This window comes from Vibrio sp. Vb1337 (assembly GCF_033338715.1).
Lineage (GTDB): Bacteria > Pseudomonadota > Gammaproteobacteria > Enterobacterales > Vibrionaceae > Vibrio > Vibrio alginolyticus.
Genome location: NZ_JAWOTD010000028.1, coordinates 25,543 through 51,655, shown reverse-complemented (window position 1 = coordinate 51,655; position 26,113 = coordinate 25,543). Strand labels below are relative to the sequence as shown.

28 protein-coding genes are annotated in these 26,113 nt (G+C 44.5%); 4 read left to right on the top strand and 24 right to left on the bottom strand.

Going from position 1 to position 26,113, the window contains the following annotated elements:
- Nucleotides 1-546: 546 nt before the first annotated feature.
- The 7 genes from R7E42_RS21720 to dusA form a co-directional block, all read right to left on the bottom strand.
- Nucleotides 547-1,326, bottom strand: coding sequence for a phosphoadenylyl-sulfate reductase (locus R7E42_RS21720; protein WP_005382748.1), 780 nt, complete (start codon nt 1,324-1,326; stop codon nt 547-549).
- On the bottom strand, nt 1,319-3,055 hold the full coding sequence (cysI, locus tag R7E42_RS21715; RefSeq protein WP_262681895.1) for an assimilatory sulfite reductase (NADPH) hemoprotein subunit: 1,737 nt from the start codon (nt 3,053-3,055) through the stop codon (nt 1,319-1,321). The genes R7E42_RS21720 and cysI overlap by 8 nt, the downstream gene beginning before the upstream one ends.
- Nucleotides 3,055-4,926, bottom strand: a complete 1,872-nt coding sequence (locus tag R7E42_RS21710) for an assimilatory sulfite reductase (NADPH) flavoprotein subunit (protein WP_318072988.1) — start codon at nt 4,924-4,926, stop codon at nt 3,055-3,057. The genes cysI and R7E42_RS21710 overlap by 1 nt, the downstream gene beginning before the upstream one ends.
- A gap of 117 nt (nt 4,927-5,043) precedes the next feature.
- Nucleotides 5,044-5,274, bottom strand: a complete 231-nt coding sequence (locus R7E42_RS21705; protein ID WP_005381264.1) for a hypothetical protein — start codon at nt 5,272-5,274, stop codon at nt 5,044-5,046.
- Nucleotides 5,275-5,431: 157 nt separating this feature from the next.
- A complete protein-coding gene (locus tag R7E42_RS21700; protein WP_130545458.1) occupies nt 5,432-6,091 on the bottom strand; it encodes a TIGR04219 family outer membrane beta-barrel protein in 660 nt (219 codons plus the stop codon).
- Nucleotides 6,092-6,189: 98 nt separating this feature from the next.
- The gene (gene pspG, locus R7E42_RS21695; protein WP_005381266.1) at nt 6,190-6,405 is read right to left on the bottom strand and encodes an envelope stress response protein PspG; all 216 of its coding nucleotides are present in this window, start codon (nt 6,403-6,405) and stop codon (nt 6,190-6,192) included.
- A gap of 164 nt (nt 6,406-6,569) precedes the next feature.
- Nucleotides 6,570-7,550: a tRNA dihydrouridine(20/20a) synthase DusA gene (gene dusA / locus R7E42_RS21690; RefSeq protein ID WP_318072987.1), complete on the bottom strand. Its 981-nt coding sequence runs from the start codon at nt 7,548-7,550 to the stop codon at nt 6,570-6,572.
- Between the two features lie 321 nt (nt 7,551-7,871).
- Here dusA and zur point away from each other — a divergent pair, with 321 nt between their 5' ends.
- Nucleotides 7,872-8,336 (top strand): zinc uptake transcriptional repressor Zur, encoded by a 465-nt coding sequence (zur, locus tag R7E42_RS21685; RefSeq protein WP_005381268.1) that lies wholly within the window; start codon nt 7,872-7,874, stop codon nt 8,334-8,336.
- A gap of 9 nt (nt 8,337-8,345) precedes the next feature.
- Entirely contained in the window at nt 8,346-8,807 is a 462-nt protein-coding gene (locus tag R7E42_RS21680; RefSeq protein ID WP_005381269.1) for a chemotaxis protein CheX, read from the top strand.
- Nucleotides 8,808-8,905: 98 nt separating this feature from the next.
- Here the strand turns inward: R7E42_RS21680 and pgi are convergent, their stop codons facing one another.
- Nucleotides 8,906-10,558, bottom strand: coding sequence for a glucose-6-phosphate isomerase (gene pgi, locus R7E42_RS21675; protein WP_005381270.1), 1,653 nt, complete (start codon nt 10,556-10,558; stop codon nt 8,906-8,908).
- A 306-nt stretch (nt 10,559-10,864) separates the two neighbouring features.
- On the opposite strand from pgi, the gene R7E42_RS21670 reads away from it, so the two are divergent.
- The gene (locus R7E42_RS21670) at nt 10,865-11,284 is read left to right on the top strand and encodes a secondary thiamine-phosphate synthase enzyme YjbQ (RefSeq protein WP_042523680.1); all 420 of its coding nucleotides are present in this window, start codon (nt 10,865-10,867) and stop codon (nt 11,282-11,284) included.
- A gap of 38 nt (nt 11,285-11,322) precedes the next feature.
- Here R7E42_RS21670 and alr read toward each other — a convergent pair whose 3' ends face one another.
- Nucleotides 11,323-12,399 carry an alanine racemase gene (gene alr, locus R7E42_RS21665; protein ID WP_031777284.1) on the bottom strand — a complete coding sequence of 359 codons (1,077 nt, stop codon included), beginning with the start codon at nt 12,397-12,399 and terminating at the stop codon, nt 11,323-11,325.
- Between the two features lie 13 nt (nt 12,400-12,412).
- Complete coding sequence (locus R7E42_RS21660; RefSeq protein WP_005382759.1) at nt 12,413-13,813, bottom strand: replicative DNA helicase; 1,401 nt, start codon at nt 13,811-13,813, stop codon at nt 12,413-12,415.
- Nucleotides 13,814-14,034: 221 nt separating this feature from the next.
- On the opposite strand from R7E42_RS21660, the gene R7E42_RS21655 reads away from it, so the two are divergent.
- Nucleotides 14,035-14,799, top strand: coding sequence for a DUF481 domain-containing protein (locus R7E42_RS21655; protein ID WP_005381276.1), 765 nt, complete (start codon nt 14,035-14,037; stop codon nt 14,797-14,799).
- A 77-nt stretch (nt 14,800-14,876) separates the two neighbouring features.
- Here R7E42_RS21655 and rplI read toward each other — a convergent pair whose 3' ends face one another.
- The 14 genes from rplI to pilM all read right to left on the bottom strand — a co-directional run bounded on the left by rplI (nt 14,877) and on the right by pilM (nt 26,065).
- Nucleotides 14,877-15,329, bottom strand: coding sequence for a 50S ribosomal protein L9 (gene rplI / locus R7E42_RS21650; protein ID WP_005382760.1), 453 nt, complete (start codon nt 15,327-15,329; stop codon nt 14,877-14,879).
- Nucleotides 15,330-15,362: 33 nt separating this feature from the next.
- The gene (gene rpsR, locus R7E42_RS21645; protein WP_000090472.1) at nt 15,363-15,590 is read right to left on the bottom strand and encodes a 30S ribosomal protein S18; all 228 of its coding nucleotides are present in this window, start codon (nt 15,588-15,590) and stop codon (nt 15,363-15,365) included.
- Between the two features lie 16 nt (nt 15,591-15,606).
- Entirely contained in the window at nt 15,607-15,909 is a 303-nt protein-coding gene (priB, locus tag R7E42_RS21640) for a primosomal replication protein N (protein ID WP_005381298.1), read from the bottom strand.
- A gap of 8 nt (nt 15,910-15,917) precedes the next feature.
- Nucleotides 15,918-16,307, bottom strand: coding sequence for a 30S ribosomal protein S6 (gene rpsF, locus R7E42_RS21635; protein WP_005381299.1), 390 nt, complete (start codon nt 16,305-16,307; stop codon nt 15,918-15,920).
- 244 nt (nt 16,308-16,551) lie between these two features.
- Nucleotides 16,552-17,223, bottom strand: a complete 672-nt coding sequence (gene rpe / locus R7E42_RS21630) for a ribulose-phosphate 3-epimerase (protein WP_005381300.1) — start codon at nt 17,221-17,223, stop codon at nt 16,552-16,554.
- A gap of 92 nt (nt 17,224-17,315) precedes the next feature.
- Nucleotides 17,316-18,155: a Dam family site-specific DNA-(adenine-N6)-methyltransferase gene (locus R7E42_RS21625; protein ID WP_005381301.1), complete on the bottom strand. Its 840-nt coding sequence runs from the start codon at nt 18,153-18,155 to the stop codon at nt 17,316-17,318.
- 69 nt (nt 18,156-18,224) lie between these two features.
- Nucleotides 18,225-19,736 (bottom strand): SPOR domain-containing protein, encoded by a 1,512-nt coding sequence (locus tag R7E42_RS21620; protein WP_318072986.1) that lies wholly within the window; start codon nt 19,734-19,736, stop codon nt 18,225-18,227.
- A gap of 52 nt (nt 19,737-19,788) precedes the next feature.
- The gene (aroB, locus tag R7E42_RS21615) at nt 19,789-20,889 is read right to left on the bottom strand and encodes a 3-dehydroquinate synthase (protein ID WP_005381318.1); all 1,101 of its coding nucleotides are present in this window, start codon (nt 20,887-20,889) and stop codon (nt 19,789-19,791) included.
- 32 nt (nt 20,890-20,921) lie between these two features.
- On the bottom strand, nt 20,922-21,440 hold the full coding sequence (gene aroK, locus R7E42_RS21610) for a shikimate kinase AroK (RefSeq protein ID WP_005381319.1): 519 nt from the start codon (nt 21,438-21,440) through the stop codon (nt 20,922-20,924).
- Nucleotides 21,441-21,627: 187 nt separating this feature from the next.
- A complete protein-coding gene (locus tag R7E42_RS21605; protein ID WP_005382765.1) occupies nt 21,628-23,373 on the bottom strand; it encodes a type IV pilus secretin PilQ in 1,746 nt (581 codons plus the stop codon).
- Nucleotides 23,374-23,398: 25 nt separating this feature from the next.
- The gene (locus tag R7E42_RS21600) at nt 23,399-23,914 is read right to left on the bottom strand and encodes a pilus assembly protein PilP (protein WP_005382766.1); all 516 of its coding nucleotides are present in this window, start codon (nt 23,912-23,914) and stop codon (nt 23,399-23,401) included.
- The gene (locus R7E42_RS21595) at nt 23,904-24,497 is read right to left on the bottom strand and encodes a type 4a pilus biogenesis protein PilO (RefSeq protein ID WP_064354357.1); all 594 of its coding nucleotides are present in this window, start codon (nt 24,495-24,497) and stop codon (nt 23,904-23,906) included. Before R7E42_RS21595 ends, R7E42_RS21600 begins: the two co-directional genes overlap by 11 nt.
- Nucleotides 24,490-25,065 carry a PilN domain-containing protein gene (locus R7E42_RS21590; protein ID WP_064354358.1) on the bottom strand — a complete coding sequence of 192 codons (576 nt, stop codon included), beginning with the start codon at nt 25,063-25,065 and terminating at the stop codon, nt 24,490-24,492. The genes R7E42_RS21595 and R7E42_RS21590 overlap by 8 nt, the downstream gene beginning before the upstream one ends.
- Entirely contained in the window at nt 25,049-26,065 is a 1,017-nt protein-coding gene (pilM, locus tag R7E42_RS21585) for a type IV pilus biogenesis protein PilM (protein ID WP_064354359.1), read from the bottom strand. The genes R7E42_RS21590 and pilM overlap by 17 nt, the downstream gene beginning before the upstream one ends.
- Nucleotides 26,066-26,113 lie beyond the last annotated feature (48 nt).

The window sequence follows — 26,113 nt, the reverse complement described above, 5'->3', positions numbered from 1 at the left end:
ATAAAGTAATGTTTGAATTGACTGTGCTGAATCCGAAGATTCAATGGTCACTTCGTTTCATTGAAACCTAATTTGAAACCGAAGTTTCTAATTGGATTATCATCAACGAGTGCCCACACAGATTGATAGGTCTATATTGTTAAAGAGCAACTCTTCTTTGTGATTGACATCACTTCGGAAGAGGCGGCCATTCTAGCGAGATAATTTATTGTGTCAAACACTTTCTTCAAATTATTTCGTTTTTCTTTTCAGCCTTATCAACTTCGCTTAAACCCTTGTGAGGCCTTGCCCTGTCAACGAGGAGGCATTATAGAGATCGCGCTCACATTGGCAAGTGTTATTTTTCAAAAATTGCAAAAACAGTGGTTAAACGATGAGTTTTCGATCAAACCTTTATTTATTCAACTTTACCCCAAACTATCACACAACTTATCCACAGAGTTGTTCTTTGAGACGTGTTTTTCAAGTACCATAAATAAAGAAAGCTGCTTTATTGCAGCTATCTTTATTAAACTTAACCTAAACTCTATTTAAAGAGCATTATGGCTATATGCCAGACCCATCTTGTTCAGAGCCATCATCTTCGTGTAGGCCACATTCTCGCTTTAAGCCAAAGAATCGAGTTTCTTCCTCTGACATTCCCGGCTCCCATTTACGAGTAGTATGTGTATCACCAACTGAAAGGTAACCTTCATCCCACAATGGGTGGTATTTAAGGCCGTGTTGTTCTAAGTAGTAATGAACGTCTTTATTAGTCCAATCAATTACTGGTAGAAATTTAAACACACCGTTCTGAATTGATAGAATCGGTAAACCTGCACGAGATTTACTTTGCTCTCGACGCAGTCCAGAGAACCACGTTCCAACATTAAGCTCTTTTAACGCTCGACGCATCGGCTCAACTTTATTGAGCTTGTTGTATTTTTCAATTCCCTCTACGCCTTGCTCCCATAATTTTCCATATCGAGCTTCTTGCCAATTCGCACTTTCCTTGGCTCGATAAACTTTTAAATTTAGGTTGAGAGCATCTGTCAGCTCATCGATAAATCGGTACGTCTCAGCAAACAGGTAACCAGTATCGGTTAGAATGACGGGGATGTCCGCTTTGGCGCGAGTAACTAAATGAAGCATAACCGCGGCTTGAATACCAAAACTAGAAGAAACCGCGAACTCGCCTTCTAGATTATCTAAAGCCCACGCTACTCTCTCTTGTGCTGAAAGCTTTTCGAGCTCGACATTAATTTGAGCAAGACGGAGGATTTGCTCCGTCTTTGTTAATGTCAGTAACTCTGTGAGCTCCAGCTTGGATGCTACAGAATCAAGCATGAAAGTCCCTCTTTGATACGAGCACTTCTTGGACAATGCCAGCACGAATAGTGAAATCGCCAAAGGCTTCGCCTTCTTCACGCTCTTTCGACCATCGGGCCACCAGCAGATCAATCTCTTCTAAGATTTGCTTATCCGTGATGTTCTCTTTATACATTTTTGGTACTCGAGTACCGGCACGGTTACCACCTAGGTGCAAGTTGTAACGACCCGGCGCTTTGCCAACTAGACCAATTTCAGCCAACATTGCGCGACCACAACCATTTGGACACCCAGTTACACGCAAAATGATGTTGTCATTTTCTGGTAGGTTGTGCTTCTCCAGAATCCCCTCAACATCAGTAACAAACTGAGGAAGGAAACGTTCAGCTTCTGCCATCGCTAGCGGACAAGTTGGAAAAGCAACACAAGCCATTGAGTTCTTACGCTGTTCACTTACGCCGTCGTCCATTAAGCCATGTTCACGAGCGATCTTTTCAATCTTCGCTTTTTCGTTTTTAGGTACACCCGCAACAATTAGGTTTTGGTTTGCTGTCATGCGGAAATCGCCTTTGTGGATTTTGGCAATTTCAGCAACACCCGTCTTAAGTGGTTTACCTGGAAAGTCTAATAAGCGACCATTTTCGATGAAAAGCGCTAAATGATATTTACCATCAATTCCTTCTACCCAGCCAATACGGTCACCACGTTCTGTGAATTCATATGGACGGCTTTGCTCAAACTTAACACCAGCACGTTTCTCGACTTCCGCTTTAAAGACATCGCTACCTACACGATCCAATGTGTATTTGGTTTTTGCGTTCTTACGGTTTGAACGGTTACCCCAGTCGCGCTGAGTTGTTACTACAGCTGCGGCAACATCAAGTGTCTTGTCCAGCGGAATAAAGCCAAAGTCGTCAGCGCGGCGCGGATAAGTTGATGTATCGCCATGCGTCATCGCTAAGCCGCCGCCGACCAGGACGTTAAAACCAACCAGCTTGCCGTTATCTGCAATCGCTACGAAGTTGAGATCGTTAGCGTGTACATCTACGTCATTTTGCGGTGGGATAACCACTGTGGTTTTAAACTTACGTGGTAAGTAGTTCTTGCCTAGAATCGGCTCGTCTTCTTCTGTGCTTTCTACTTTTTCACCGTCTAGCCAAATCTCTGCATAAGCGCGCGTCTTTGGTAATAGATGCTCACTGATCTTCTTCGCCCATTCGTAAGCTTCTTGGTGTAACTCTGACTCCACTGGGTTAGTGGTACACAACACGTTACGGTTTACATCACCCGCGGTTGCAATCGAATCAATGCCAATACTGTTGAGCGTTTGATGCATCAACTTAATATTCGGTTTTAATACCCCATGAAACTGGAACGTTTGGCGAGTCGTCAGACGAATACTTCCATATAAAGAGTGCTCCGTTGCGAACTTGTCGATCGCTAACCATTGCGTTGGCGTGATGATGCCTCCAGGCATACGAGCACGAAGCATCACATTATGTAATGGTTCCAGTTTTTGCTTTGTGCGTTCATTACGGATATCACGATCGTCTTGTTGATACATACCGTGGAAACGAATTAACTGGAAGTTGTCGGCAGTAAAGCCACCTGTAATACGGTCCTGTAAATCTTGCTCAATAGTGCCACGTAATAAGTTGCTTTCTCGCTTCAGGCGCTCGTTATCAGATAGCGGCCCTAACTCTTCACCTAATACAACCTGCTTATTATTGTCCGTAGAAAAAGTCATTAGTAAACATCCCTCTGATAACGTTTCGCTTTACGTAGGTCATTAATAAATTGTTCTGCATCGTCACGCGGCATCTTGCCTTCTTGTTCAGCAACGATAACCAATGCGTCGTGCACATCTTTTGCCATACGCGTTGCATCACCGCAGACATAGATATAAGCGCCTTCTTGGATCCACTGCCACACTTGAGCTGCGTTTTCTAAGATGCGATGTTGTACGTAAACCTTTTCTACTTGGTCACGACTAAAGGCAACATCCAATCGGCTTAGTACTCCTGACTTGAGATACTTTTGCCATTCCACTTGGTACAAGAAGTCTTGAGTGAACGTGCGATCACCAAAGAACAACCAGTTTTTGCCTTCAGCATCGCGGTTTTCACGTTCCTGAATAAAGCTACGGAATGGTGCGATCCCTGTGCCAGGACCAACCATGATAATTGGAGTACTATCATCTTCCGGCAGTTTAAAGTTGTTGTTATGCTCAACAAATACTTTAACTTCATCTCCCTCTTCGAGACGCTGTGCTAAGAAACTAGACGCACCACCATATCGTTTTTCGTCGTTTTGTTCGTACTCAACCAAAGCAACCGTTAGGTGTACTTCTTCATCGACCTCTTCTTGGCTTGATGCAATAGAGTAAAGGCGTGGAGTAAGACGACGAAGCAAACCAATCAATTCATCTGCGGTTAACTTGGTTTTCTTTTCTGCCAGTACATCAACGATTTGAGTATTTGCAGAGTACTCGCGAAGCTTATCTTTATCTTCAACTAACTTTTGTAGCTTCTTGCTACCGGATAACTCGGCAAACTTTGTGATGAGCTGTGGGTTAGATGTTGTGATTTCATATTTACTCACAAGAGCACTGTGGATTGACAAGCTTTCACCATCAACGTCAACAGTCTCAACCCCAGACAAACCGACCTTACCAAGAATGGCATTTGCAAGTTCCGAGCTATTTTCAAACCACACACCTAGTGCATCACCAGACTGATACGTTAAGCCCGAGCCTTCTAAGTCGATTTCTATATGACGAACGTCTTTTCCAGAGTCACGGCCCGTGATTTTTTGACTGGTCAGTAACGTCGCAGTGTACGGATTTTGTTTATTGTAAGGAGAGTGCGCAGTCGCAGCTTGACCCACAGGAAGTTGAACCACATCCGCTTCAGAGCCAGAAGACAGTGTATCTTTTACCTTGTCTAACGCATTCTTACGCCATTCAGTTGCAGGGGCTTCATAATCCACATCGCAATCAAGACGCTCGATAAATGGAGTCGCGCCTAGCTTTGATAGGTAAGTGTCGAAGTCTTTACCGGTCTGACAGAAGAATTCGTAGCTAGAATCTCCCAGTGCAATAACACCATATTGCAGGTTTGGCAGCTTAGGAGCCTTCTTCGATTGCAAAAACTCATGTAGCTCAATGGCATTGTCTGGCGCTTCGCCTTCGCCGTTAGTCGATGCCACAATAATGACATGCGTTTCTTTGGCTAAGTTTTTACCTTTGTAATCGCTTGCATCAAAAAGTTCGACTGCAATTCCTTCTGCTTTTGCTTCCTGTTCCAGAGCTTCAGCAACACCTTTAGCATTGCCCGTTTGGGAAGCAAAAATAATACTCAACTTACCTGCTGGCTTCGCTGATACGGCTGCCGTTGCTTGTGCAATTGGAGTTACCGCTGTGTTTGGTTGATTTTGAGCTAATCCCCAAAAATACCCACTGACCCAAGCAAGTTGCTGTGAAGACAACTCAGAGACAGTTTGTTGGAGTGAGCTAATTTGTTGGTCATTCAGAGGGCTTGCGATTGGAGGATTTCCTCCTTGCCCATTATTATCTTCAGACACATTCTTGTGAGAATACTCATTCTTTTGAAAAGACATTATCACGACATCCCTATTCATTGCGTGACGATAGAGTACCCACTCTCCTTAATAACAAGAAAGAATAGAAGTGAATGTTTTATAACTTTTTGGAAGTAAGAACGGCTTACTTTTTGCTCATCGGTCTTCAATGCGGACTTGTTGAAAGCCTACTGCCATTGCCGATTTTGACGCAGTATCCAAATCTTCATAAAGACATTCTTCGCCGTGACTGTCCGTTAGAAAAACAAAACCACCGCGCGCATGTCTGAACTCTACAACCCAACCACCCTCTTGGATTGCAGGCTCAATAATCGCTTCGATAAGCTGATTTTCACGGAATAGATGTCTTAGTTCATTTATTGTCATCGCTATCCCTGCTTTAACTTTCACATTGCTCCTAGGTAAGCATGGTCTAAGTCAGCCAAATAGGGAGAAATTTCGATTAGATATAATGAAGTGATATAAAAAAACGCCGCTTATAAAGCGACGTTTTAAGTAAATCGAATATCTAGTATGGCTGAGTTTAGAACGCGTATTCCGCACTCACAAAGAAGCCGTTAGCAAAAATAAACTCTTTCCCTAGATCCGACATGAATTTATCGGACTCTAAATCAATCACACGGTAACCTCCACGAAAAGCCAGTCGAGCTTTTTCGAGCGGTACATTGTATTGAACACCTGCCATGAAATCGGTGCTTTTGATACCTTTGTTGTCACCAAAGTTTATCTCACCAATCACATCAAAGTTTGTATCCGGAACTTGAATTTCTGCGTAGCCATACCAAGCCCAAATCAGCTCATCAAATTCTTCTACACGCCTGCTTGAGCCAGCATCAATATATTTAGTGTCACTTAAATTACTGAACGTAAGACCCGCATCAAAGTGCAATAAATCATGCTCTAGAACGTGGTAATACAAAGTTAAATCGAGCTTATCGAACCCCATGTAATTCGCATCAACACTTGAGTAACGAAGGCGCGCATTAGGGACGTATTTAACATCATGTTCAATCGCCGCGTAAAAAGTGCCTGTGGTACTGCTATCTCGTCTCGCTTCATTAACTTTAGTGTCGGCAGCCCATACCTCTGCGCCGACTTTTGTCGATACAGAGTACTCTGCAAAAACAGGAAAAGATACTGCCAACGATAATGCCGTTAAAGCGATGTTCGCTTTATTTGTCATGTAGTATTTACTCCGAGATAGCTGATATTCACGTAGAGGACGTGAGATGAAATATACCATATTCTCACGCCTCTCCATCAACTAAATGATGTTACTCATTATTTATAGCGGGGCTGAGCAACGTAATTCTTGAAGAACCAAATACCCAATGCAATCACGATTAACCATGGTAATAGTTTGAGTACCGCTCCAACCATTCCCAGTAAAAACATCACAACTAACGCAATACCAGTTGCTGCGAATACGGTCATCATTGTGATACCCGTAACCAACAAGGTCGCCGCAAAGACTAAAATAAAGATTAGCTCCAACATAATCACTTCTCCATTTGTTTTCAATAAACAGAGCAGTTTCCATACCAACTTACAGAAACGAAGTTAAGATTATGATTTTTAATAAAAAAACAAAGCCAGAGGCATTTCTGCACTCTGGCTTTATCATTCTTTAGTTGGTAATTTTAGCCATTAACTGGCGAATTTTACACATTCAATTCTTTTGGAATCTTAGCTAGCGCGTCTTGCAATACTTCTAGACCAGAACCTGGTTTGTGCGCATTTTCACTGATATGACGACGCCATTGACGAGCACCGGGCATGCTTTGGAACAAACCTAACATGTGACGGGTAATATGACCAAGGTACGCACCTTTCGCTAATTGCGCTTCAATGTATGGGTACATCTCTTCAACAATTTCGCTGCGTTTCTTCACTGGAGCATTAGAGCCAAACAACTCTTGGTCTACCGATGCCAGTAAATATGGGCTTTGGTATGCTTCACGACCAATCATCACACCGTCAAGATGCTGAAGATGTGCTTTCGCTTCTTCTAATGATTTCACGCCACCGTTAATCGCAATCGTTAGGTGTGAGAAGTCTTGCTTCAATTGGTAAGCGCGTGGGTAATCCAATGGTGGGATCTCGCGGTTTTCTTTTGGGCTTAGACCACTTAACCATGCTTTACGTGCGTGGATAGTGAACTGCTCACAGCCACCCTTTTCTGAAACAATAGAAACGAAATCCGTTAGGAACTCGTAGGAGTCTTGAGCATCAATACCAATGCGAGTCTTTACTGTTACAGGGATATCGACCACGTCTTTCATTGCTGCGACACAATCCGCAACTAACTGCGGTTCAGCCATTAGGCAAGCACCGAAGCGACCATTTTGTACGCGGTCAGATGGACACCCCACATTTAGGTTAATCTCATCGTAGCCACGCTCTTGCGCTAGCTTGGCACACGTAGCCAAATCTGCTGGGTTTGAACCACCAAGTTGAAGGGCTAACGGATGCTCTTCTTCGTTATAAGCCAGGAAATCTCCTTTTCCATGAATGATCGCACCTGTCGTCACCATTTCAGTGTACAGCAGGGTTTCTTTGGTCATTAAGCGATGGAAGTAGCGACAATGACGATCAGTCCAATCTAACATTGGTGCTACGGAGAGCCTGCAAGAATGAGTCATGATATAAACACCCGTTTTTATGTTGCCAAGGTCGAGCGCAGCAGTACGCTCAAAAAATAAGTCGGGTATTGTATACCCAAGCACCTCTGGGTGCTAGTTTCAGCGAGAATGATTTGGTTGGCTGACTAGCCAAGTGCTTAGGAATACGCAGAAGTAATACGAATCTGTCATTCGTTGATTCATTCTGTGATGATTATTCCGCCTTCACACCACCACCGACTTGCTTTAATTCATGATTTTCGTTCTGATAGTGGGTAAAATGAAGCATTTCTAAACGAACTTCGTATAGAAATGATTTATCATAGAGCACGTCCGATAGTTATGGTGAAAGGTTTGAACCCAACAATCATTGAACAAATTGAAAGTATCTGCGCAGAGCGTGGAGTACGACTGACTCCGCAACGCCGACGCGTATTTGAACTCATTTGTTCTAATCGCCGCGCCTCAAGTGCGTATGAGCTATTGGAGCAACTAAAAGAGAGTGAGCCTCAGGCTAAGCCGCCCACTGTTTATCGAGCATTAGATTTTCTCCTAGAGCAAGGCTTCATCCACCGAGTGGAATCGACAAATAGCTTTATTACTTGTTGTTCTTTCAATACTCAGCAGCACTTTTTCCAATTACTAATTTGCGATAAATGTGGTGATGTCGTTGAACTCGAAGATGAGACGCTGATATCCTTGTTAGCCGAAAACGCCGAGAAGCATGGATTCAAACTGACCAACCAAGTTATTGAAACTCATGGTGAATGCCAGGCCTGTTCCTCCGAGACGAAAGAAAAAGTATAGAAGAACGTTATGCGCGCTGAATTTGTAAACCCGTTTTTAGCTTCTTTAATGAACGTGCTAAAAACTATGGCTTCTCTTGAGCTGAAGCCACAAAAACCGCGAATCAAAAAAGATGAGATCGCACGAGGTGACGTTTCTGGTCTGATTGGTATGGTAGGCCCACAAACTCGTGGTTCAATGTCGATCACCTTTGATGAAGCACTCGCCCTAGAAATCATGCAGAACATGCTTGGTGAACGTCCAAATGGGCTCAATGAAGAAGTGACCGATATGGTGGGTGAGATCACCAACATGGTTACTGGTGGTGCGAAACGCATTCTGGCAGAAAGTGGTTTTGACTTTGATATGGCAACACCGGTTGTGGTTTCGGGCCGAGGTCATACGATTCGCCACAAGTGTGAAGGCTCAATTATTATCATGCCTTTCTCTTCCCAATGGGGAAATGCCTTTATCGAAATTTGCTTCGAATAAAAGAGAAAAATAGGTTGGCACTGGCCAACCTATTTTGTTTTTGCCTCAGGCAATAAAAAGGTCAGCATTTGCTGACCTTTTCTTTATCTATTCAAACATTAAGCTTTGAACGCTTTAAATGCGTTGATTAGACCGTTTGTTGAGCTGTCATGCGAGCTGATTTGAGACTCATCTGCAAGCTCAGGTAGGATTTGGTTAGCCAGTTGTTTACCTAGCTCCACGCCCCACTGGTCAAAGCTGAAGATATTCCAGATAACACCTTGTACGAAAATTTTGTGTTCGTACATTGCGATCAAGTTACCTAGCGTACGAGGCGTGATTTGCTTCACTAGAATAGAGTTTGTTGGACGGTTACCTTCAAACACTTTGAATGGCGCAATCGCTGCCACTTCTTCAGCATTCTTACCAACTTTCACCAACTCTTCTTTCACGGTTTCTTCATTTTTACCAAACGCTAGAGCTTCAGTTTGCGCGAAGAAGTTAGACATCAGTTTTTGGTGATGATCGCTAGCTGGGTTGTGGCTAATTGCAGGTGCAATGAAGTCACATGGGATAAGCTTAGTACCTTGGTGAATTAGCTGGTAGAACGCGTGCTGACCGTTGGTACCTGGTTCACCCCAAATGATTGGGCCAGTTTGGTAAGTTACAGCATTGCCGTCACGGTCAACGTATTTACCGTTTGATTCCATGTTGCCTTGCTGGAAGTATGCTGCAAAACGGTGCATGTATTGATCGTAAGGTAGGATAGCTTCTGACTCCGCACCGTGGAAGTTGTTGTACCAAATACCAATCAAAGCAAGAATCACTGGAATATTGCTTTCTAGATCTGTTGATACGAAGTGCTTGTCCATCTCGTGAGCACCATCAAGCAACTCAACAAAGTTGTCGAAACCTACTGCTAGTGCAATTGATAGACCGATCGCAGACCATAGTGAGTAACGGCCACCAACCCAGTCCCAGAATTCAAACATGTTCGCTGTATCGATACCAAATTCAGACACGGCTGTCGCGTTTGTTGAAAGCGCAGCAAAGTGCTTAGCCACATGAGCCTGATCACCCGCCGATTCTAGGAACCAATCACGAGCAGTGTGCGCGTTAGTCATGGTTTCTTGTGTTGTAAACGTCTTAGACGCGATCAAGAATAACGTCGTTTCTGGGTTAACTTTCTTCAACGTTTCAACGATGTGTGTACCATCAACGTTAGATACGAAGTGAAGGTTTAGATGATTTTTGTATGGCGCTAGAGCTTCCGTCACCATGTAAGGGCCAAGGTCAGAACCGCCGATACCGATGTTCACAATATCGGTAATTGCTTTGCCTGTGTAACCTTTCCATTCACCGCCGATAACGCGCTCAGTGAATGATTTCATTTTTTCTAGAACCGCGTTCACTGCTGGCATTACGTCTTCGCCATCTACCATAACTGGAGTATTAGCGCGGTTACGTAGTGCAGTGTGAAGAACAGCGCGACCTTCTGTTTGGTTGATCGCTTCACCACTGAACATCGCTTCAATTGCAGATTTCAGCTCGGTCTCTTTCGCAAGAGCAAACAGGTGCTTCAGAGTTTCCTCATTGATGAGGTTCTTTGAGTAATCGACTAGGATGTCTGAGCCGAAACGTGCAGAGTATTTGTCGAAACGCGCTGCGTCTTGAGCAAACAGCTCTTTAAGATCCATATCTTGTGCAGATTCGAAATGCGCCGTTAGCGCTTTCCAAGCTTGTGTTTGCGTTGGATTGATATTTTTCAACATGGTCTTTATCCCGATGTTACAGTAGGTTCCATTCCTTACAGTCTAGCGAAAACTGTGGAATCCCCGATTTAGCAAATAGAATATAAATTAGATGTTTGGGCAAATTGCCACAAAACAAGTCTTTGTAATTTTTTTTCAGGCGCCAATTATGACCGAGAGCTTTTACACTCACATTGAGTTAGGTCACGTTCCCTGCCCTGAAATTGAACAATTCATTTACGATGACAAGAATCATATCATTTACTAATGACAGGCTCTAATTGGAATAGGATAGACGCCAATTTATAAATTTCCAAAGGAACACGTATGTGGGCACAAAAAACACTGCAATTAAAAGCGAGATGCCGCGGTTTTCACCTGATAACTGATGAAATTGAACAACAATTACCACAAATAAACGAACTTTCAGTAGGTTTATTACACTTATTTATTCAGCACACCTCCGCCAGTTTGACCTTAAATGAGAATGCTGATCCAACCGTGCGTATGGACATGGAAGCGCACTTCAATAAGTTTGTGCCAGAGCGTGCTCCTTATTATCAGCACACCTATGAAGGTGACGACGACATGCCGGCACATATTAAAGCATCACTGCTTGGCAGTAGTGTGACGGTACCAATCCAAAATGGTCGATTAGCTTTAGGAACATGGCAAGGTATTTACTTGGGTGAGCATCGAGACTTTGGTGGCGGCCGCCGCGTTATTGCTACGATTAACGGTGAGTAGATAAAACAAAGGCTAACCTTGGGTTAGCCTTTCATTGTTTATTTTGAGTATTCCATCTCGACGCGAGGCGTTAGCTTAGTCACGAGTTCATACGCAATCGTACCAATGTGACCCGCCACTTCTTCTACTGGGAGCTCTTTCCCCCAAAGAATCGCTTCGTCGCTGACTTTATCCGTTGCGTCTGGTCCCAAATCGACCGTCAGCATATCCATGGAAACTCGACCTGCAATAGGTACTTTACGGCCATTAACCCACACCGGCGTACCGTTTGGAGCACTTCTTGGGTAACCGTCGCCATACCCTACAGCGATGACACCCACTTTTGTATCTCGCTCACTGGTCCAAATACCACCGTAGCCAACACTTTCGCCCTTCTTCACTTCACGTACCGCAATAAGGTGGGATTTAAGTGTCATAACAGGTTGATACCCAAGATCTTGCGCCGTTTTGTCATCGAATGGCGACACACCATACATGATAATACCCGGACGAACCCAATCTAAATGGCTTTGAGGCCATGCCAATAACCCCGCAGATGCCGCCAGTGAACGTTCCCCTTGGCAACCAGAAGTCAACGATTTAAACAGCTCAATCTGTTGTGGGGTAATATCGCTATCCAGCTCATCTGCACAGCCAAAGTGGCTCATGTAACGCAACGGTTTCGCTACATTTGGACACTCCTTTAGCCGCGTTACAAACTCGTCATATTGTTCAGGACGAACCCCAAGGCGGTGCATGCCACTGTCAATCTTCAGCCACACGACAACCGGAGTTTCAAGGTCTGCTTGCTCCAAGGCGATAAGCTGCTCTTCACAGTGCACCACGGTTTGGATGTTGTTCGTCACAAGAACAGGTAAGTCACCAGGAGAGTAAAAACCTTCTAGCAATAGAATCGGCTTTACTACTCCACAAGCGCGCAGTTGCAATGCTTCTTCAATACGAGCCACACCAAACGCATCCGCATGGTTAGCATGTTTTGCAACATGACGTAATCCGTGACCATAACCATTGGCCTTGACGACAGCCATCACTTTACTTTGTGGCGCTTGAGCTTTTACGCGCTGTAAGTTGTGCTGCAACGCAGACAAATCAATGCACGCCTTGGCCGCTTTCATATAGCTCATGGGATTACTCATCATCAATATCGAATGCAGGACCCGCGTAGTTGTCGAAACGCGAATGTTGACCTTGGAAAGTGAGGCGAACAGAGCCGATAGGACCGTTACGCTGTTTACCAATAATGATTTCGGCCGTACCTTTGTACGGACTATCTGGGTGATAAACCTCATCACGGTAGATGAACATGATCAAGTCAGCATCCTGCTCGATGGAACCGGATTCACGCAAGTCCGAGTTTACTGGTCGTTTATCCGCACGTTGCTCTAGGGAACGGTTTAGCTGCGACAGTGCCACAACAGGCACATTTAGCTCTTTTGCCAGCGCCTTAAGAGAGCGCGAGATCTCAGCAATCTCAAGAGTGCGGTTATCGGTTAACGAAGGCACGCGCATCAACTGAAGGTAGTCGACCATGATCATCGACAGACCGCCATGTTCACGAGCGATACGGCGAGCGCGCGAACGCACTTCGGTCGGAGTTAGACCAGAGCTATCATCAATGTACATATTTTTCTTCTGCATCAGGATACCCATAGTAGAAGAAATACGCGCCCAATCTTCGTCATCTAGCTGACCCGTACGGATCTTGGTTTGGTCTACACGAGACAAAGAGGCCAACATACGCATCATCAACTGTTCAGCTGGCATCTCTAACGAGAAAATAAGTACGGGCTTTTCTTGTTGCATGGCCGCATTTTCACACAAGTTCATCGCAAAGGTCGTTTTACCCATCGATGGACGCGCTGCGACAATCACCAAATCAGAGCCTTGCAAACCTGCGGTTTTCTTATTGAGATCGGTGAAACCGGTATCGACCCCCGTAACACCATCTTGTGGCGTTTTATACAACAACTCGATACGTTCTAACGTCTTTTCGAGGATGTTGTCGACGTTTTGTGGTCCTTCGTTTTCACTAGTTCGAGACTCGGCGATAGCAAAAACTTTACTCTCCGCCATGTCTATTAAATCTTCAGAACTACGACCTTGAGGGTCATAGCCCGCGTCCGCAATTTCATTCGCGACACCAATAAGGCCACGAACAATCGCACGCTCAGCGACAATATCAGCATACGCATTGATGTTAGCTGCACTTGGCGTATTCTTCGCCAAGTCAGCGAGGTAAGCAAAACCGCCTACATCTTCTAACAACTCATGACGCTCTAGATATTCCGATAAAGTAATAAGATCGAGAGGTTTACCCGCTTCAAGAATGGTTTTTACACCTTCAAAAATCAGGCGGTGTGGACGACTATAGAAATCACTGCTCACAACACGTTCGGCAACGGTGTCCCAACGTTCATTATCCAGTAAAAGACCACCAATTACTGATTGCTCGGCTTCTAGTGAGTGAGGTGGCACTTTGATTGCGTCGACCTGACTGTCTGAAGGTTTGCGATTTCTGTTTTCCGCCATGACTTTGCTCGATAACTACTATTGACCCACGATTATAACCTTAACCTAACTGAGATGCTTCCCCGAAGCGACAATTACTTGTTAAGAAATCATCATGTGAACCACCCGGGTAATAGCCTGGTTCTTCCGCCTAGCTCTAATAAAAATTAACCTACCATTGACCCAACCAAATATCTGTATCAGTATCATGCCCCTCCTTTTTGATTACGTTCGAGGTTGATGTGTCCCGATACTGGTTACTTAGCTTTAGCCTACTGTGCGCTAGTGCATCGTATGCTGACGAATCAGTACAGCCAGAGCAAAATATTGATGTACCCGACCCACTAAAAACCGAGGTGGAGTTCGGCTATCAAGCTCACACAGGTAACACGGACTCTCGTTCCCTGAATGCTCGTTTGAGTGCTGAATATACGTCAGGTCGACACCGTTCTAATGGTGAATGGAAGTACTACAACTTGTACAAAGACGGTGAAGAAGACAAACGCTCATCCACCTATTCCCTGCAGAGTGACTACAAGTTAGGCCCTAAGACGTATTTGTATGGCAGCTTTAAAGGAGTGGATTCTCGCTACAGTGCTTATTTTAAAGACTATACGTTGTCAGGTGGTTTGGGTTACCAGTTCTCCTACACTGAGAACTTCATTTTAGAGGTAGAGGTAGGCCCTGGTTTTCGCTATCAAGAGCCAAACTTAGACGAAATAGATGATGACGATATTGTCTTTCCCGATATCGTTAGAGAAGGCATTTTTCGAGGAAATATCAACACAACTTGGCATGCGTTGGATAATTTAAGTTTCGCAGCTGATATTACGTTGGTAACAGGTAGAAGTAACACACGTACTGATAGTGAACTCAGTGTAACCAATGATATTACTGAAGATATTGCACTGAAACTGGCGCACTCTCGTCAGTATCACGATAAAGTGCCTGAAGGCTTAAGCAAAGCGGACAGCGTATTTTCCGTTAATTTACTTTTCGCTTTTTAACCCTTTTTCTCTCAGTTTTAGAAATAAAAAAAGCACCTCCAAGGAGGTGCTTTTTAGTATTTCGTCTTGATACTGAATTACTCAGCAGCAACAACTTGTAGATTAACTGTCGCGAAAACTTCAGAGTGAAGTTGAACGCTGATCTCGAACTCACCAGTGTTACGTAGAGCACCTTCAGGAAGGCGAACTTCGCTCTTAGCAACTTCAACGCCTGCAGCTGTGATAGCGTCAGCGATGTCACGAGTACCGATAGAACCGAATAGTTTGCCTTCGTCACCAGCTTTAGAAGCGATAACTACCGCTTCTAGAGCGTTAACTTTCTCTGCGCGAGCTTCTGCAGCAGCTAGTTGCTCAGCAACTTTAGCTTCTAGTTCAGCACGACGAGCTTCAAACATTTCAACGTTAGCTTTAGTTGCCATAACTGCTTTACCTTGTGGGATAAGGAAGTTACGAGCGTAGCCAGATTTAACGTTTGCAGTATCGCCAAGACCACCTAGGTTACCAATTTTATCAAGTAGAATAACTTGCATTGCTTAATCCTCTTTCTTAATAAAATGAACCGATTACTGATGCTTGTCAGTGTACGGTAGTAGAGCTAGGTAGCGTGAACGCTTGATAGCACGTGCTAGTTGACGCTGGTACTTAGCGCTTGTACCAGTGATACGGCTAGGTACGATTTTACCAGCTTCAGTGATGTAGTTTTTAAGAGTTGCTACGTCTTTGTAATCAATCTCTTGTACGCCTTCTGCAGTGAAACGGCAGAATTTACGACGACGGAAGAAACGAGCCATGGGCTATCTCCTGATCTTAAATTTGAGTAATGTTGTCGGCGTGTAACACTAATTTTCCCACGCCATTTCGGCCGGTTTGATAAGTGACAAAACCACTTACTTTAATGTTACTGCCTTGAACTAAATTCTGAGTTAGTGCTTGTGACCCAAGCCCGCTGACGACTACCGGCATACGACAATAAACTTGTCGAGGTAAGTCAGCTTCGATAATAGTAGAGCGATGCTCTAGCCAAAACCGACAGTGTTCAATGCCACCAGGGCTTTTACTACGAATGGGCGGTTTGGCAATGGTGCCGCTCAGCTCCATTCGATTGGCCATAAGAAAACTTACTCAGCAGCTTCTGACTTAGCTTCAGGCTTAGCTTCAGAACGCTCTTCACGACGTGGAGCACGCTCTTCTTTTTGCTTAAGCATGATAGATTGCTCAGTGATCGCTGCTTTAGTACGCATGATCATGTTACGTAGAACTGCATCGTTGAAACGGAAAGCAGTTTCTAGCTCATCAATTACAGCTTGGTCAGCTTCAACGTTCATAAGAACGTAGTGAGCTTTGTGAAGCTTGTTGATTGGGTAAGCCAGTTGACGACGGCCCCAGTCTTCTAGACGGTGGATTTTACCGCCAGCTTCAGTGATTGAACCAGTGTAACGCTCGATCATGCCAGCAACTTGCTCGCTTTGATCTGGGTGCACCATGAATACGATTTCGTAATGACGCATTGGTTGCTCCTTACGGATTATTCAGCTTCCACAAATGGCTCAGTCGTCCAGAGGAAGCAAGGAACTAAAGATAATTGACTGAGTTTAAGGAGCACGAATAGTACAGAAAGGGCGTAAAATAGGCAAGTGATTATTTGCTCAGCGCAGCGGATATTTAATTTCTTCTAATACTAGAAAACACAAAGGCTGCCAACAAGCTAGCAGCCTTTAAAATCAGCGTGTTATTGCGTTGGCTTATCGTTGCTTATTTAACTTCAGCCAGTTCAGCGCGCATTTGATCGATCACTTGTTTATAATCTGGCTCACCGAAAATCGCCGAGCCTGCGACAAACATGTCTGCGCCCGCTTCTGCAATTTCACGAATGTTGTCAACCTTCACACCGCCATCGATTTCTAAGCGGATATCACGGCCAGACTCGTCAATCATCTTACGAACGGCACGCAGTTTATCTAGTGTATGAGGAATGAATGATTGACCACCAAAACCAGGGTTTACCGACATCAGTAGAATCATGTCGACTTTATCCATAATAAACTCAAGACTTGCAAGTGGCGTTGCTGGGTTTAGTACCACACCAGCCTGACAGCCGTGCTCTTTAATTAACTGCAGTGTACGGTCTACATGATCAGAAGCTTCTACATGGAACGTAATCATCGACGCACCCGCTTTTGCGAAATCAGGAATAATACGGTCAACGGGTTTCACCATTAGGTGAACATCGATTGGCGCTGTGATGCCATAATCGCGTAGTGCTTTACACACAGGCGCACCAAAAGTCAGGTTTGGTACATAGTGGTTATCCATAACGTCGAAATGCACCACATCCGCACCCGCTGCGAGTACTTTTTCTACATCTTCACCGAGACGAGCAAAATCTGCCGATAAAATGGATGGAGCAATAAGAAAATCTTTCATACCTGACCTCAGTAGTAATGAGCAAACAATCTGCGCGCAATTCTACCGAAGCCAGTGGGGAGATCCACTATTTAGATATAATAGTGTGAGAATTAAGAGTTTGATTTATCCATGTCTGGGGCATGAAAAAGCGCAAGTAGCTCATCAACTTTATTACGACCGTTACCATTACGGCTAATGGTACGCTTTACTTTTACCACATTAAGATCCGCACCGTGATACAACCGACGTGTCAAGGTAGTGTCGTGGTTAGAAATCAACACAGGAATGCCACGTTCAGTCGCTGTTCTTTCAGCAATGTCGGCTAATGCAGCTTGGTCGTCCAACGTGAAACCATTACCTGCGTATGAGGTGAAATTTGCCGTATTTGAAAGCGGCGCATAAGGTGGATCGCAATACACGACGCTCCCTTTGCGCGCACGACGAAATGTTTCAGGATAACCTTCACAAACGAACGTAGCTTTTTTGGCTTTTTCTGCAAAAAACTCCAATTCCGCCTCAGGGAAATACGGCTTTTTGTAAGAGCCAAACGGTACATTGAAGCCACCTTTTTTGTTGTAACGGCATAGGCCATTAAAACCAAAGCGGTTCATGTACAAAAACGCTAAAGAGCGGTACATCACGTCATCGGTTTTATTAAACTCAGCGCGAATGTGTAGGTAGGCTTCTTTGCGGTTGTTCTCAGCGACAAACCAACGCTTCGCTTCAGAGATATACTCTTCAGGGCGTTCTTTCAGCAGGTTGTACAGATTGATCAAATCTGGATTGATATCTGCAAGTAGATAATGGTCATAATCGGTATTCAGAAACACTGAGCCCGCACCAACAAAAGGTTCAACTAGCTTTCGAGCCGGCGGCAAATGACGTTGGATGTCTTCAACCAGTCCGTATTTTCCTCCTGCCCATTTAAGAAAGGCTCGTTGCTTTTTCATCTACTGCTCTATCTATCGACCAAAAATTAAGGCTGCGGAATGTAACATATTTTTCAGGGAAGCTCAGGTTTATTTCACTCGTTCAATTTCACGGTGAACCTGACGGAGTGATTTTGCCCAAGGACTCACCGACTTAACCGAATCTGGTAAGCTTGCGACGGCATCACGAGCCATTTGAATTGTCGGATAATCTTGATATGTGATGATATACCACTCGGTGTCATTACGAACGGTAGGATAAATTCGCACTTGATTATTCAGTTGATGCTCATTGAGAAAGGATTGTACATCTTCCATTGAGGTCATAGCTGCGAGTTGTAAAGTATAAGCTCTTGGCGATAGCGCTTTTAGTTCTTCACGGGCAAATGAAAACTTCACAACAGGTTGGTTTACGTCACCCTCTTCTGACTGAGCAGGTGCTTGCGCCATATCTTGATTCGGTTTTACGACTTTAATCAAAGGAGAGCTAGTTTCATCGGCGGTTTCTGTCTTCTCAATACCTACGACGTCATCAATCGCTTTTGTGTCTGCTGAATCAGTTTTACCTTCAAGCAATGCATCGACCACATTCGACTCAATCACCACTCTTTGTTGATTGTCATCACTGCCTACGTTCGCTACTTCTTCTGTCACTGCTGGCGGTAATGAATCAGAATCATCAACCGCACCAGACTTATCAGGACTGCTAGAGCCATCGGTTACAGGTTGCAGTGAAGACTGCGCTGCACTGATTCCTGACTCTTCAAAAGTTGGAATAGCCGTTTGCTCTAAACTGCCAGCAATTTGCTGCGCCTTATCATCAGGACTTGGTTGACTAAGCATCCACCAATAGCCACCAGCAGCAAGCAACAGTAATACTAATACCACCAACGCAATATTCAGGGGTGAACCGACAATCGAGCGGATAATGATCCTTTTTTCCACTTTCATCTCTCCTAACGCCATGATGTCCCCCGGTACTGGGTCGACTTTTTTAAATGCATCTCGAACCCGTTTCTCAGACTCATCATTGACGTAGCGCGCTACAAGTGACTCAAAGAAACGACGAGCTTCCACTTCGGACAACATATCAATATCAAGCTCAACAGGCTTTATCTCTTGTCCATAACTGAGACGTGCTAGCAAACCTTCTAAACGTCCAGACTGTGTAAACAGTAAGACATTGATGGTCCAATTTGGCTTATGGTGCGCCTCTAAGACCAGCATCCAAAGCTCAGAGATAAGTGTCTCACTCAATAAATGCGCATCATCTACAACAATTGCAATGTCACACGGCTCATCACCTAAAAGCCTTTCAAGGCTATCAAGTAAAGGCTCTTGCTGATTAAACAATGCGTCCGAAACTAGTTGACTCAAAATAAGGACGCGATGCTGCACATCGTCTTGATTAGAATGACAAAGTAACAAACATTGATTCTTGTTACTGGCACCCACTTCAAGGTATCGCTGCGCTAACCAAGATTTCCCGTACCCATCATGACCATTAATCGCAATGAGATTGGAACCAAAGTTAGTCAGTAGACCTAATCTATCAAGCAACTCGATTTGAGAATCTAATTCCAGTACGTGAGCAACACTCATCTAATAACCTTAATACACTACAAGAATGACGCCCAAAGGCGCCATTACAAGGTTAAATATCGCGACCGAAGTCTATTGCCTGCTTGAGTACGTCTTGCGTCGTATCAGCAATTACCTCGGCAGTGCCAATGCCTGTAGGCAAAACCAATCGTAATTGACCAGAGAGGACTTTCTTATCTCGCATCATGTGCTTGATGAAGTCATCGAAATTCATACTGTCTGGAGTATGCACAGGCAGTTTTGCACGACGCAAAATCGCAACAATACGCTCAAATTGCTCTTCCGAGATCAGACCGCGTAGATGCGACGTTTTGGCCGCCATAACAGTGCCGGAAGATACCGCTTCACCATGCAGCCAATTGCCATAGCCAAGTTCCGCTTCAATCGCATGACCAAAGGTGTGACCTAAGTTAAGCAAAGCACGGATGCCCGATTCTTTCTCATCCTGAGCCACCACTTCCGCTTTTATTTCACAGCAACGTGCGATCGCATAAGTTAGTGCTTCTTCATCCAACGCATACAAGCGCTCAAGATTGTCTTCTAACCATACAAAAAAATCTGCATCGTAAATAATGCCGTACTTAATGACTTCGGCGATACCCGCAGCGAACTCACGTTCAGGCAACGTCGACAGGCAGTTCGTATCAATGATCACGGCTTTAGGTTGGTAAAACGCACCTATCATGTTCTTACCCAACGGATGGTTAACCGCGGTTTTTCCACCAACCGAAGAGTCCACTTGGGATAGTAATGTGGTCGGTATTTGAATAAAGTCGACCCCACGCTGGTAACAGGCAGACGCAAAACCCACAAGGTCGCCAATAACACCACCACCTAACGCGATGATCACAACATCACGAGCATAACTCCCTTCCAGTAAGAAGTTCATTACTTGATTAAATACATCCAAGTTTTTGTACTGTTCACCGTCAGGCAATTCTAACAAGGATGCACTACAGCCGAGCTGCTCGAGTTGCTTTAAAATTTTGTCTGCATACAAAGGCGCCACTGTGACATTACTGATCACAACAACTTTTTGTTTTGCATTTTTGTTTGAGAGAACTTGAGAGAGGTACGCCGGGTCCTCAAATAACCCGGCGCCAATAGAGATTGGGTAGCTACGCTCAGCTAGGTTGACCGTAATCCGTTCCATCGGTTTGCTCCAATTAAAAAAAAGATAAAGACTTATCTCTCTTCTAGCATTTTTACGATCTGGTTGGCTACCACTTTTGCACTTTGATCGTCAGTGCGAACAGTGTAATCCGCTACTTCTTCATATAAAGGATTACGTTCTTCAGCTAATTGCTCCAGTACTTCGCGAGGGTTATCCGTTTGAAGTAAAGGACGCTTCTTGTCGCGGTTTGTACGCGCAAGTTGCTTTTCAATCGTCGTTTCTAAGTAAACAACAACACCACGTGCCGAAAGACGATTGCGGTTTTCTTTGCTCTTAACAGAGCCACCGCCAGTCGCAAGCACGATGCCTTGCTCTTGTGTTAGGTCTTCAAGTACCGCTTCTTCACGCTTGCGGAAGCCTTCTTCACCTTCTACATCAAAAACCCAAGAGATGTCTGCACCAGTGCGTTCTTCGATCACTGTATCGGAGTCAACAAACTCCATATGCAGTTGCTGTGCTAGATGTCTACCAATTGTACTTTTGCCGGCGCCCATTGGGCCAACAAGGAAAATATTACGTTTCTCAGCCATGTTTAGCAGTAATTTACAACATTGATTCAATAAGATCGCCACAAGAAAACACAGCTAAACTGCTGTTCTACAAGGCTTGTGGCACCAGTTCCTCACAGATAATTCGTGATAAGACCCGAAATTATCCAAGCATGGTGCCACTATTGCAACTTTATTTTTGATTTAATCAGTTTTTCCCGAGACAGAACTACTGAATCACCACCTTAGGCGTGACGAAAATTAACAGCTCACTTTTGCCAACATTTTCATAGCTTCGACGAAAAAGCGCACCTAATAGCGGCAGATCGCCCAACAAAGGCACTTTGTCCACCGAGTTAGTAATGCTGTGCTGAAAAATACCACCAAGAACGACCGTTTCACCGTTATTCACTAACACTTGCGTCCCGATACGTTGAGTATCAATCGCAACAGCTTCACCAGTGCCTGTCTTCACGACTTGTCCAGGTCTATCTTGCGTGACACTTAAATCCAACACTAAGCGGTTATCCGGTGTGATTTGCGGGGTCACCTTCAAACTTAATACCGCCTTTTTGAACGTCACCGTCGTTGCACCACTTGATGATGACTCTAGGTAAGGAATCTCTGTACCTTGTTCGATATAGGCTGGTTTCTTATTGGTAGTGATCAAACGTGGGCTCGAGATAATCTCAGCTTTAGACTCTTGTTGCAGCGCAGAAAGCTCAAGATCCAACAAGGTGTCTGAACCTAACTTTGCGACCTGAAAAGCAATGCTGGTCGCATTCGGGCTGGTTGCAGCTAAGTTTACATTTAGGAAGTCATCGATCCCTACTCCATCACCGTCACCACCGTCATCACCCCCTTCTCCATTATAGAGACCGATCGTGGCGAGGTTGTTCTCAATAGAACCGCCCACTGTATTACTGCCATTAATAGACGTAAAACCCCAACGAATCCCTAACTCGTCCATGTTACCTTCATTGATGGTAACAATACGCGCCTCAATTTGAACCTGTTTAACTGGAATATCCAAAGACTCAATAATTTCTCGAATCACCTCGATGTTTTCAGGTAACTCTCTAATCAATAACGAGTTAGTTCGCTCATCAATGGTCATACTACCGCGCTCTGACAGCATGCTGATATTTCCTTCTCCATTGATCATCTCCGCAATGTCTGATGCTTTAGCAAAATTAACTTTGATGATTTCAGATGAAAGCTCTCCCATTTCTTCCGTAAGTTTTTGTTTTTCTAACTGCTGCTTCTCACGCAAGTCCAACTCATCAGTCGGAGCAACTAAAATCACGTTGCCATCAACACGCTTATCTAACCCCTTAACTTGCAAAATAATATCCAGCACTTGCTGCCAAGGGACACCATCAAGACGAAGCGTGAGGTTGCCTTCTACAGAGTCGGAGACAACCAAATTGAATTGGTTGTAATCAGCAATAAGCTGCAAGACGTTTCGCACAGGAATATCTTGGAAGTTAATCGAAATAAGCTTACCTTCTCTTTCTAAAATGCTTTTATCTGGGGCTTTCTCATTGGGTTTGATCTTCGCTACTTTGATTTCCAAAAAACGCCCCGTTAAACGGTAATCATGCATGTATTCTTCATTGATGTGCGCAACCAAGCGCGTCGTCGAGGTGTCGCGAAACACTTCTACGCTCTCAACCACAGTCGAAAAATCTTTCACGTCTAGGAGATACAATTGCTCGTCTTTTACTGAAGTGTTAAGCAAATCGATACTTAACCCTTCCTGTACACGCTTGATATCTACAATCGCGGCCGGTGACGCCAATTCGACGACAATCACGGCGTCTTTATCTTTATTAGTTCGAAAGTCGATACTTTTTAGGGCATTGGACGAAACTTCTTCAGCTGCCGCTAAAGGGGCTAAAAATACAAACAACCATAAGGAGAAGAGCCCAGTAAGTATCCTTGGTGTACGTGTTAATCCTTGTCTCATTTTCATTACTCAATATCAAAAATAAATGGGGCTATCTCAAAGCCAACTTAACTTTACGTTTTTGCCAACATCCTAAGCCGTCGGGCAACGTTTCATTAATCAACAAGTAGGAGTGGCTGACATGGGTCACTTTGCCATTATTGCGTCCGAGGTATTGACCCGGCTTAACTTTATAGACGGTGCCATTGGGAGCCTGAACAAGGCCAGAAACCGTGTTATCCATGCCCATGACACCTTTCAAACGTAATTGGCTTAATGGGAATTTTTCTAATTTACCAGTTCGCCTTCTTGAGGGCGGTTGCCAACAATCTTTTCTTGCAACTGGCTGAGTCGCGATAGTGGCTTCTTTGGGTAATTCAAAGGGTGCACGCTGTACTTCCGGTGCGTACGTGACTGCAACATATTTGTCTGCGGGCTTAAGCTTCTCGACCTCTCGACGCGCCTGTGTTTCCACTCCTCGAATAAAATCCGTCAATGATTCATCATTCGCCTGGCAGCCCATCAATAGAGAACCCATCAGTACCAGCAACAAAGACTTACTTGTCATTTTTCGTCTCCTCCGGCTTAAACTGATAGGTGTTAGCGCGCACCCGAAAGTGCAGAGTTTCGCTCTCTTGGCTGACACGTTGCCAAGTCACATCTTTAAACGTGATGATTCGAGGTAGCGTCGCTATCGCCTGAGAAAAATGGCCGATGTCATGAAAGTCGCCCGTTAACTCAATGTTTAAAGGGAGACGATAAAGGAAGTGCTCTGATTGTTTTTCGCCCCAGTCGATTCGGGTGAAAGTCAGCTTATTGTCGATGCCAAGTTCATTCACTGAAGCGAGCATTGTAGCCAGCTCTTTTTGCGCAGGCAGTTGCTGCAGTAATAACTCGTAACGGGTGGTAAGTTCATCCAATTGAGATTGAAGCTGAGGCAACGCTGCCACTTTGTTCGCTTTGATCTTCAATGCCACCTTGAGTGTCTGCTCCTGCTGGATCAAGTGATTCAACTGTTCGTCTTTCGGTTTAAGGTAAAACCAATAACCTAAGCCTTGAATCACCATGATCAGAAGCGCGATTACTATAATCTGGGGCAACAATGGCCACTCGGCCATTTCATCGATTTCGAGATCCTGCCAATCAACCACGTTGAGCCTCCAATTTCTTCTCCGTTACTTTGAACATGAAAGACACTTTGAATGTTTGAAACTCTTTCCCAAAACGGGCTTTGCCGTGAACGATGGAATGCATTTCTACGTCGTTCAACTTGGCCGAGCGCTCCATGTTGTCCAGCATCGTGGCAAGTTTTGGAGTGCTATCTGAGATCCCAGAGATCTCAATTTCCAGATCATTCATTTTGATCTTGTCGACATATACACCTTCAGGGATAACGGCAGGCATTAAGTTCATGAACTCGGTCGTTTTGTTTCGTCCGTTTTGTAAACCTTCAACTACCTTTAGGCGTTCGAGGATTTTGCTATGCTCTTGCTCTGCAATTTTCATTGCTTCAATACGCAGGTCGAGTTCGGCAATGTAGTGAGTGAGGTAATCGAGCCGCTCCTGTTGTTGATCTTGTTGGTACTCAAAAAACTTTCCAATACCCCACTGGATGCCAACAGCGACCAACATGCCTAATGCGACCAAACTGATGAAACGACGTCGGTGCTCTTCTCTTTGACTCTCTCGCCAAGGAAGTAAATTAATGCGATAAAGCACGGGCGCCTCCCAGCCAATGAATGCCACGAACGGCCAGTCCGGCTGCTGTTGAGAAATGCTGCCAATCCACAGCACGACGCTTACGCTTAGACACCTTCATCTCAAATAGCCCTAGCGGATTTAGCAATTCACACTCTAACGACAATTGTTGAGACAACCCCTCTGCGAGCATGGGAGTGGAGGCCCCTTCCCCTGATAACCAGATACCCTTGATGTTTTGTGAGCCATTGATTGAGGTATAGAGCTGCATCTGGCGCTTTACTCGCTCTACGATTTGACGGTTAAACAGCTCTGTTTTCTCCTGAGCATCATCGGACAGAAAATCGACTGGAGAAGCGCAGTTTACTCCGCGTGTGCCGTAAGCAAACTCTTTGTGAAACAGTTCACCTTGTTCGGTAAACATGGTGAAGGAGCTCGATAAGGTGCCAATATCGAGTAAGCAGTATTTGTTTTTGTCAGGAAAGCGATCGGCGGTGAGCTTCCAGATATGACCAAGGCTTTGCGAATGCACGTCCACTAAAACAGGTTTTAGTCCGGACTTTTGTAATGCATCGACTCGGCCTTCTACCACATCTTTTCTTGTCGCAAACACTTGATAGCTATCACTGCCACTCTGCCCGCCCTCAGCGCGAAGACGAACGAAGTCTAAACTCAGCTCTTCGACAGGGAATGGCGATTGATGAGAAAAGGCTTGTATCACTGCAAACTCAACTTCACTCTCTTCAAGATTTTGTTCTATTTGCAGTTTCTTGCTAATTACCGAGTTATCAGGAACTGAGATCGCAACTTTTTTAGCGCCAAAAGGCAGTTCTTTTTTTATCTGCTTGAGGGTCTTTACAATTTCTTGATGATTTATGGTGTTATTTTCAGCGACAATACCTTCCTTTAGTAATATTTCTTTGTAACCCAACAGAGCGTAATTGTTGCCTGTGGGTTTAAGTACTACGGCTTTGAGGCTGTTATGGCCTATATCGATGCCGGTAACGATTAGCTTATCCATCTCTTACTCTCGCTCCGAAATTTCTTCGTGCAAAGGTTGTTATTAGCA

What these genes read in the sequence shown, in the direction of transcription:
- R7E42_RS21720 (WP_005382748.1), bottom strand. Translation starts at nt 1,326, where the DNA reads ATGCTTGATTCTGTAGCATCCAAGCTGGAGCTCACAGAGTTACTGACA.
- cysI (WP_262681895.1), bottom strand. Translation starts at nt 3,055, where the DNA reads ATGACTTTTTCTACGGACAATAATAAGCAGGTTGTATTAGGTGAAGAG.
- R7E42_RS21710 (WP_318072988.1), bottom strand. Translation starts at nt 4,926, where the DNA reads ATGTCTTTTCAAAAGAATGAGTATTCTCACAAGAATGTGTCTGAAGAT.
- R7E42_RS21705 (WP_005381264.1), bottom strand. Translation starts at nt 5,274, where the DNA reads ATGACAATAAATGAACTAAGACATCTATTCCGTGAAAATCAGCTTATC.
- R7E42_RS21700 (WP_130545458.1), bottom strand. Translation starts at nt 6,091, where the DNA reads ATGACAAATAAAGCGAACATCGCTTTAACGGCATTATCGTTGGCAGTA.
- pspG (WP_005381266.1), bottom strand. Translation starts at nt 6,405, where the DNA reads ATGTTGGAGCTAATCTTTATTTTAGTCTTTGCGGCGACCTTGTTGGTT.
- dusA (WP_318072987.1), bottom strand. Translation starts at nt 7,550, where the DNA reads ATGACTCATTCTTGCAGGCTCTCCGTAGCACCAATGTTAGATTGGACT.
- zur (WP_005381268.1), top strand. Translation starts at nt 7,872, where the DNA reads ATGGTGAAAGGTTTGAACCCAACAATCATTGAACAAATTGAAAGTATC.
- R7E42_RS21680 (WP_005381269.1), top strand. Translation starts at nt 8,346, where the DNA reads ATGCGCGCTGAATTTGTAAACCCGTTTTTAGCTTCTTTAATGAACGTG.
- pgi (WP_005381270.1), bottom strand. Translation starts at nt 10,558, where the DNA reads ATGTTGAAAAATATCAATCCAACGCAAACACAAGCTTGGAAAGCGCTA.
- R7E42_RS21670 (WP_042523680.1), top strand. Translation starts at nt 10,865, where the DNA reads ATGTGGGCACAAAAAACACTGCAATTAAAAGCGAGATGCCGCGGTTTT.
- alr (WP_031777284.1), bottom strand. Translation starts at nt 12,399, where the DNA reads ATGAAAGCGGCCAAGGCGTGCATTGATTTGTCTGCGTTGCAGCACAAC.
- R7E42_RS21660 (WP_005382759.1), bottom strand. Translation starts at nt 13,813, where the DNA reads ATGGCGGAAAACAGAAATCGCAAACCTTCAGACAGTCAGGTCGACGCA.
- rplI (WP_005382760.1), bottom strand. Translation starts at nt 15,329, where the DNA reads ATGCAAGTTATTCTACTTGATAAAATTGGTAACCTAGGTGGTCTTGGC.
- rpsR (WP_000090472.1), bottom strand. Translation starts at nt 15,590, where the DNA reads ATGGCTCGTTTCTTCCGTCGTCGTAAATTCTGCCGTTTCACTGCAGAA.
- priB (WP_005381298.1), bottom strand. Translation starts at nt 15,909, where the DNA reads ATGGCCAATCGAATGGAGCTGAGCGGCACCATTGCCAAACCGCCCATT.
- rpsF (WP_005381299.1), bottom strand. Translation starts at nt 16,307, where the DNA reads ATGCGTCATTACGAAATCGTATTCATGGTGCACCCAGATCAAAGCGAG.
- rpe (WP_005381300.1), bottom strand. Translation starts at nt 17,223, where the DNA reads ATGAAAGATTTTCTTATTGCTCCATCCATTTTATCGGCAGATTTTGCT.
- R7E42_RS21625 (WP_005381301.1), bottom strand. Translation starts at nt 18,155, where the DNA reads ATGAAAAAGCAACGAGCCTTTCTTAAATGGGCAGGAGGAAAATACGGA.
- R7E42_RS21620 (WP_318072986.1), bottom strand. Translation starts at nt 19,736, where the DNA reads ATGAGTGTTGCTCACGTACTGGAATTAGATTCTCAAATCGAGTTGCTT.
- aroB (WP_005381318.1), bottom strand. Translation starts at nt 20,889, where the DNA reads ATGGAACGGATTACGGTCAACCTAGCTGAGCGTAGCTACCCAATCTCT.
- aroK (WP_005381319.1), bottom strand. Translation starts at nt 21,440, where the DNA reads ATGGCTGAGAAACGTAATATTTTCCTTGTTGGCCCAATGGGCGCCGGC.
- R7E42_RS21605 (WP_005382765.1), bottom strand. Translation starts at nt 23,373, where the DNA reads ATGAAAATGAGACAAGGATTAACACGTACACCAAGGATACTTACTGGG.
- R7E42_RS21600 (WP_005382766.1), bottom strand. Translation starts at nt 23,914, where the DNA reads ATGACAAGTAAGTCTTTGTTGCTGGTACTGATGGGTTCTCTATTGATG.
- pilM (WP_064354359.1), bottom strand. Translation starts at nt 26,065, where the DNA reads ATGGATAAGCTAATCGTTACCGGCATCGATATAGGCCATAACAGCCTC.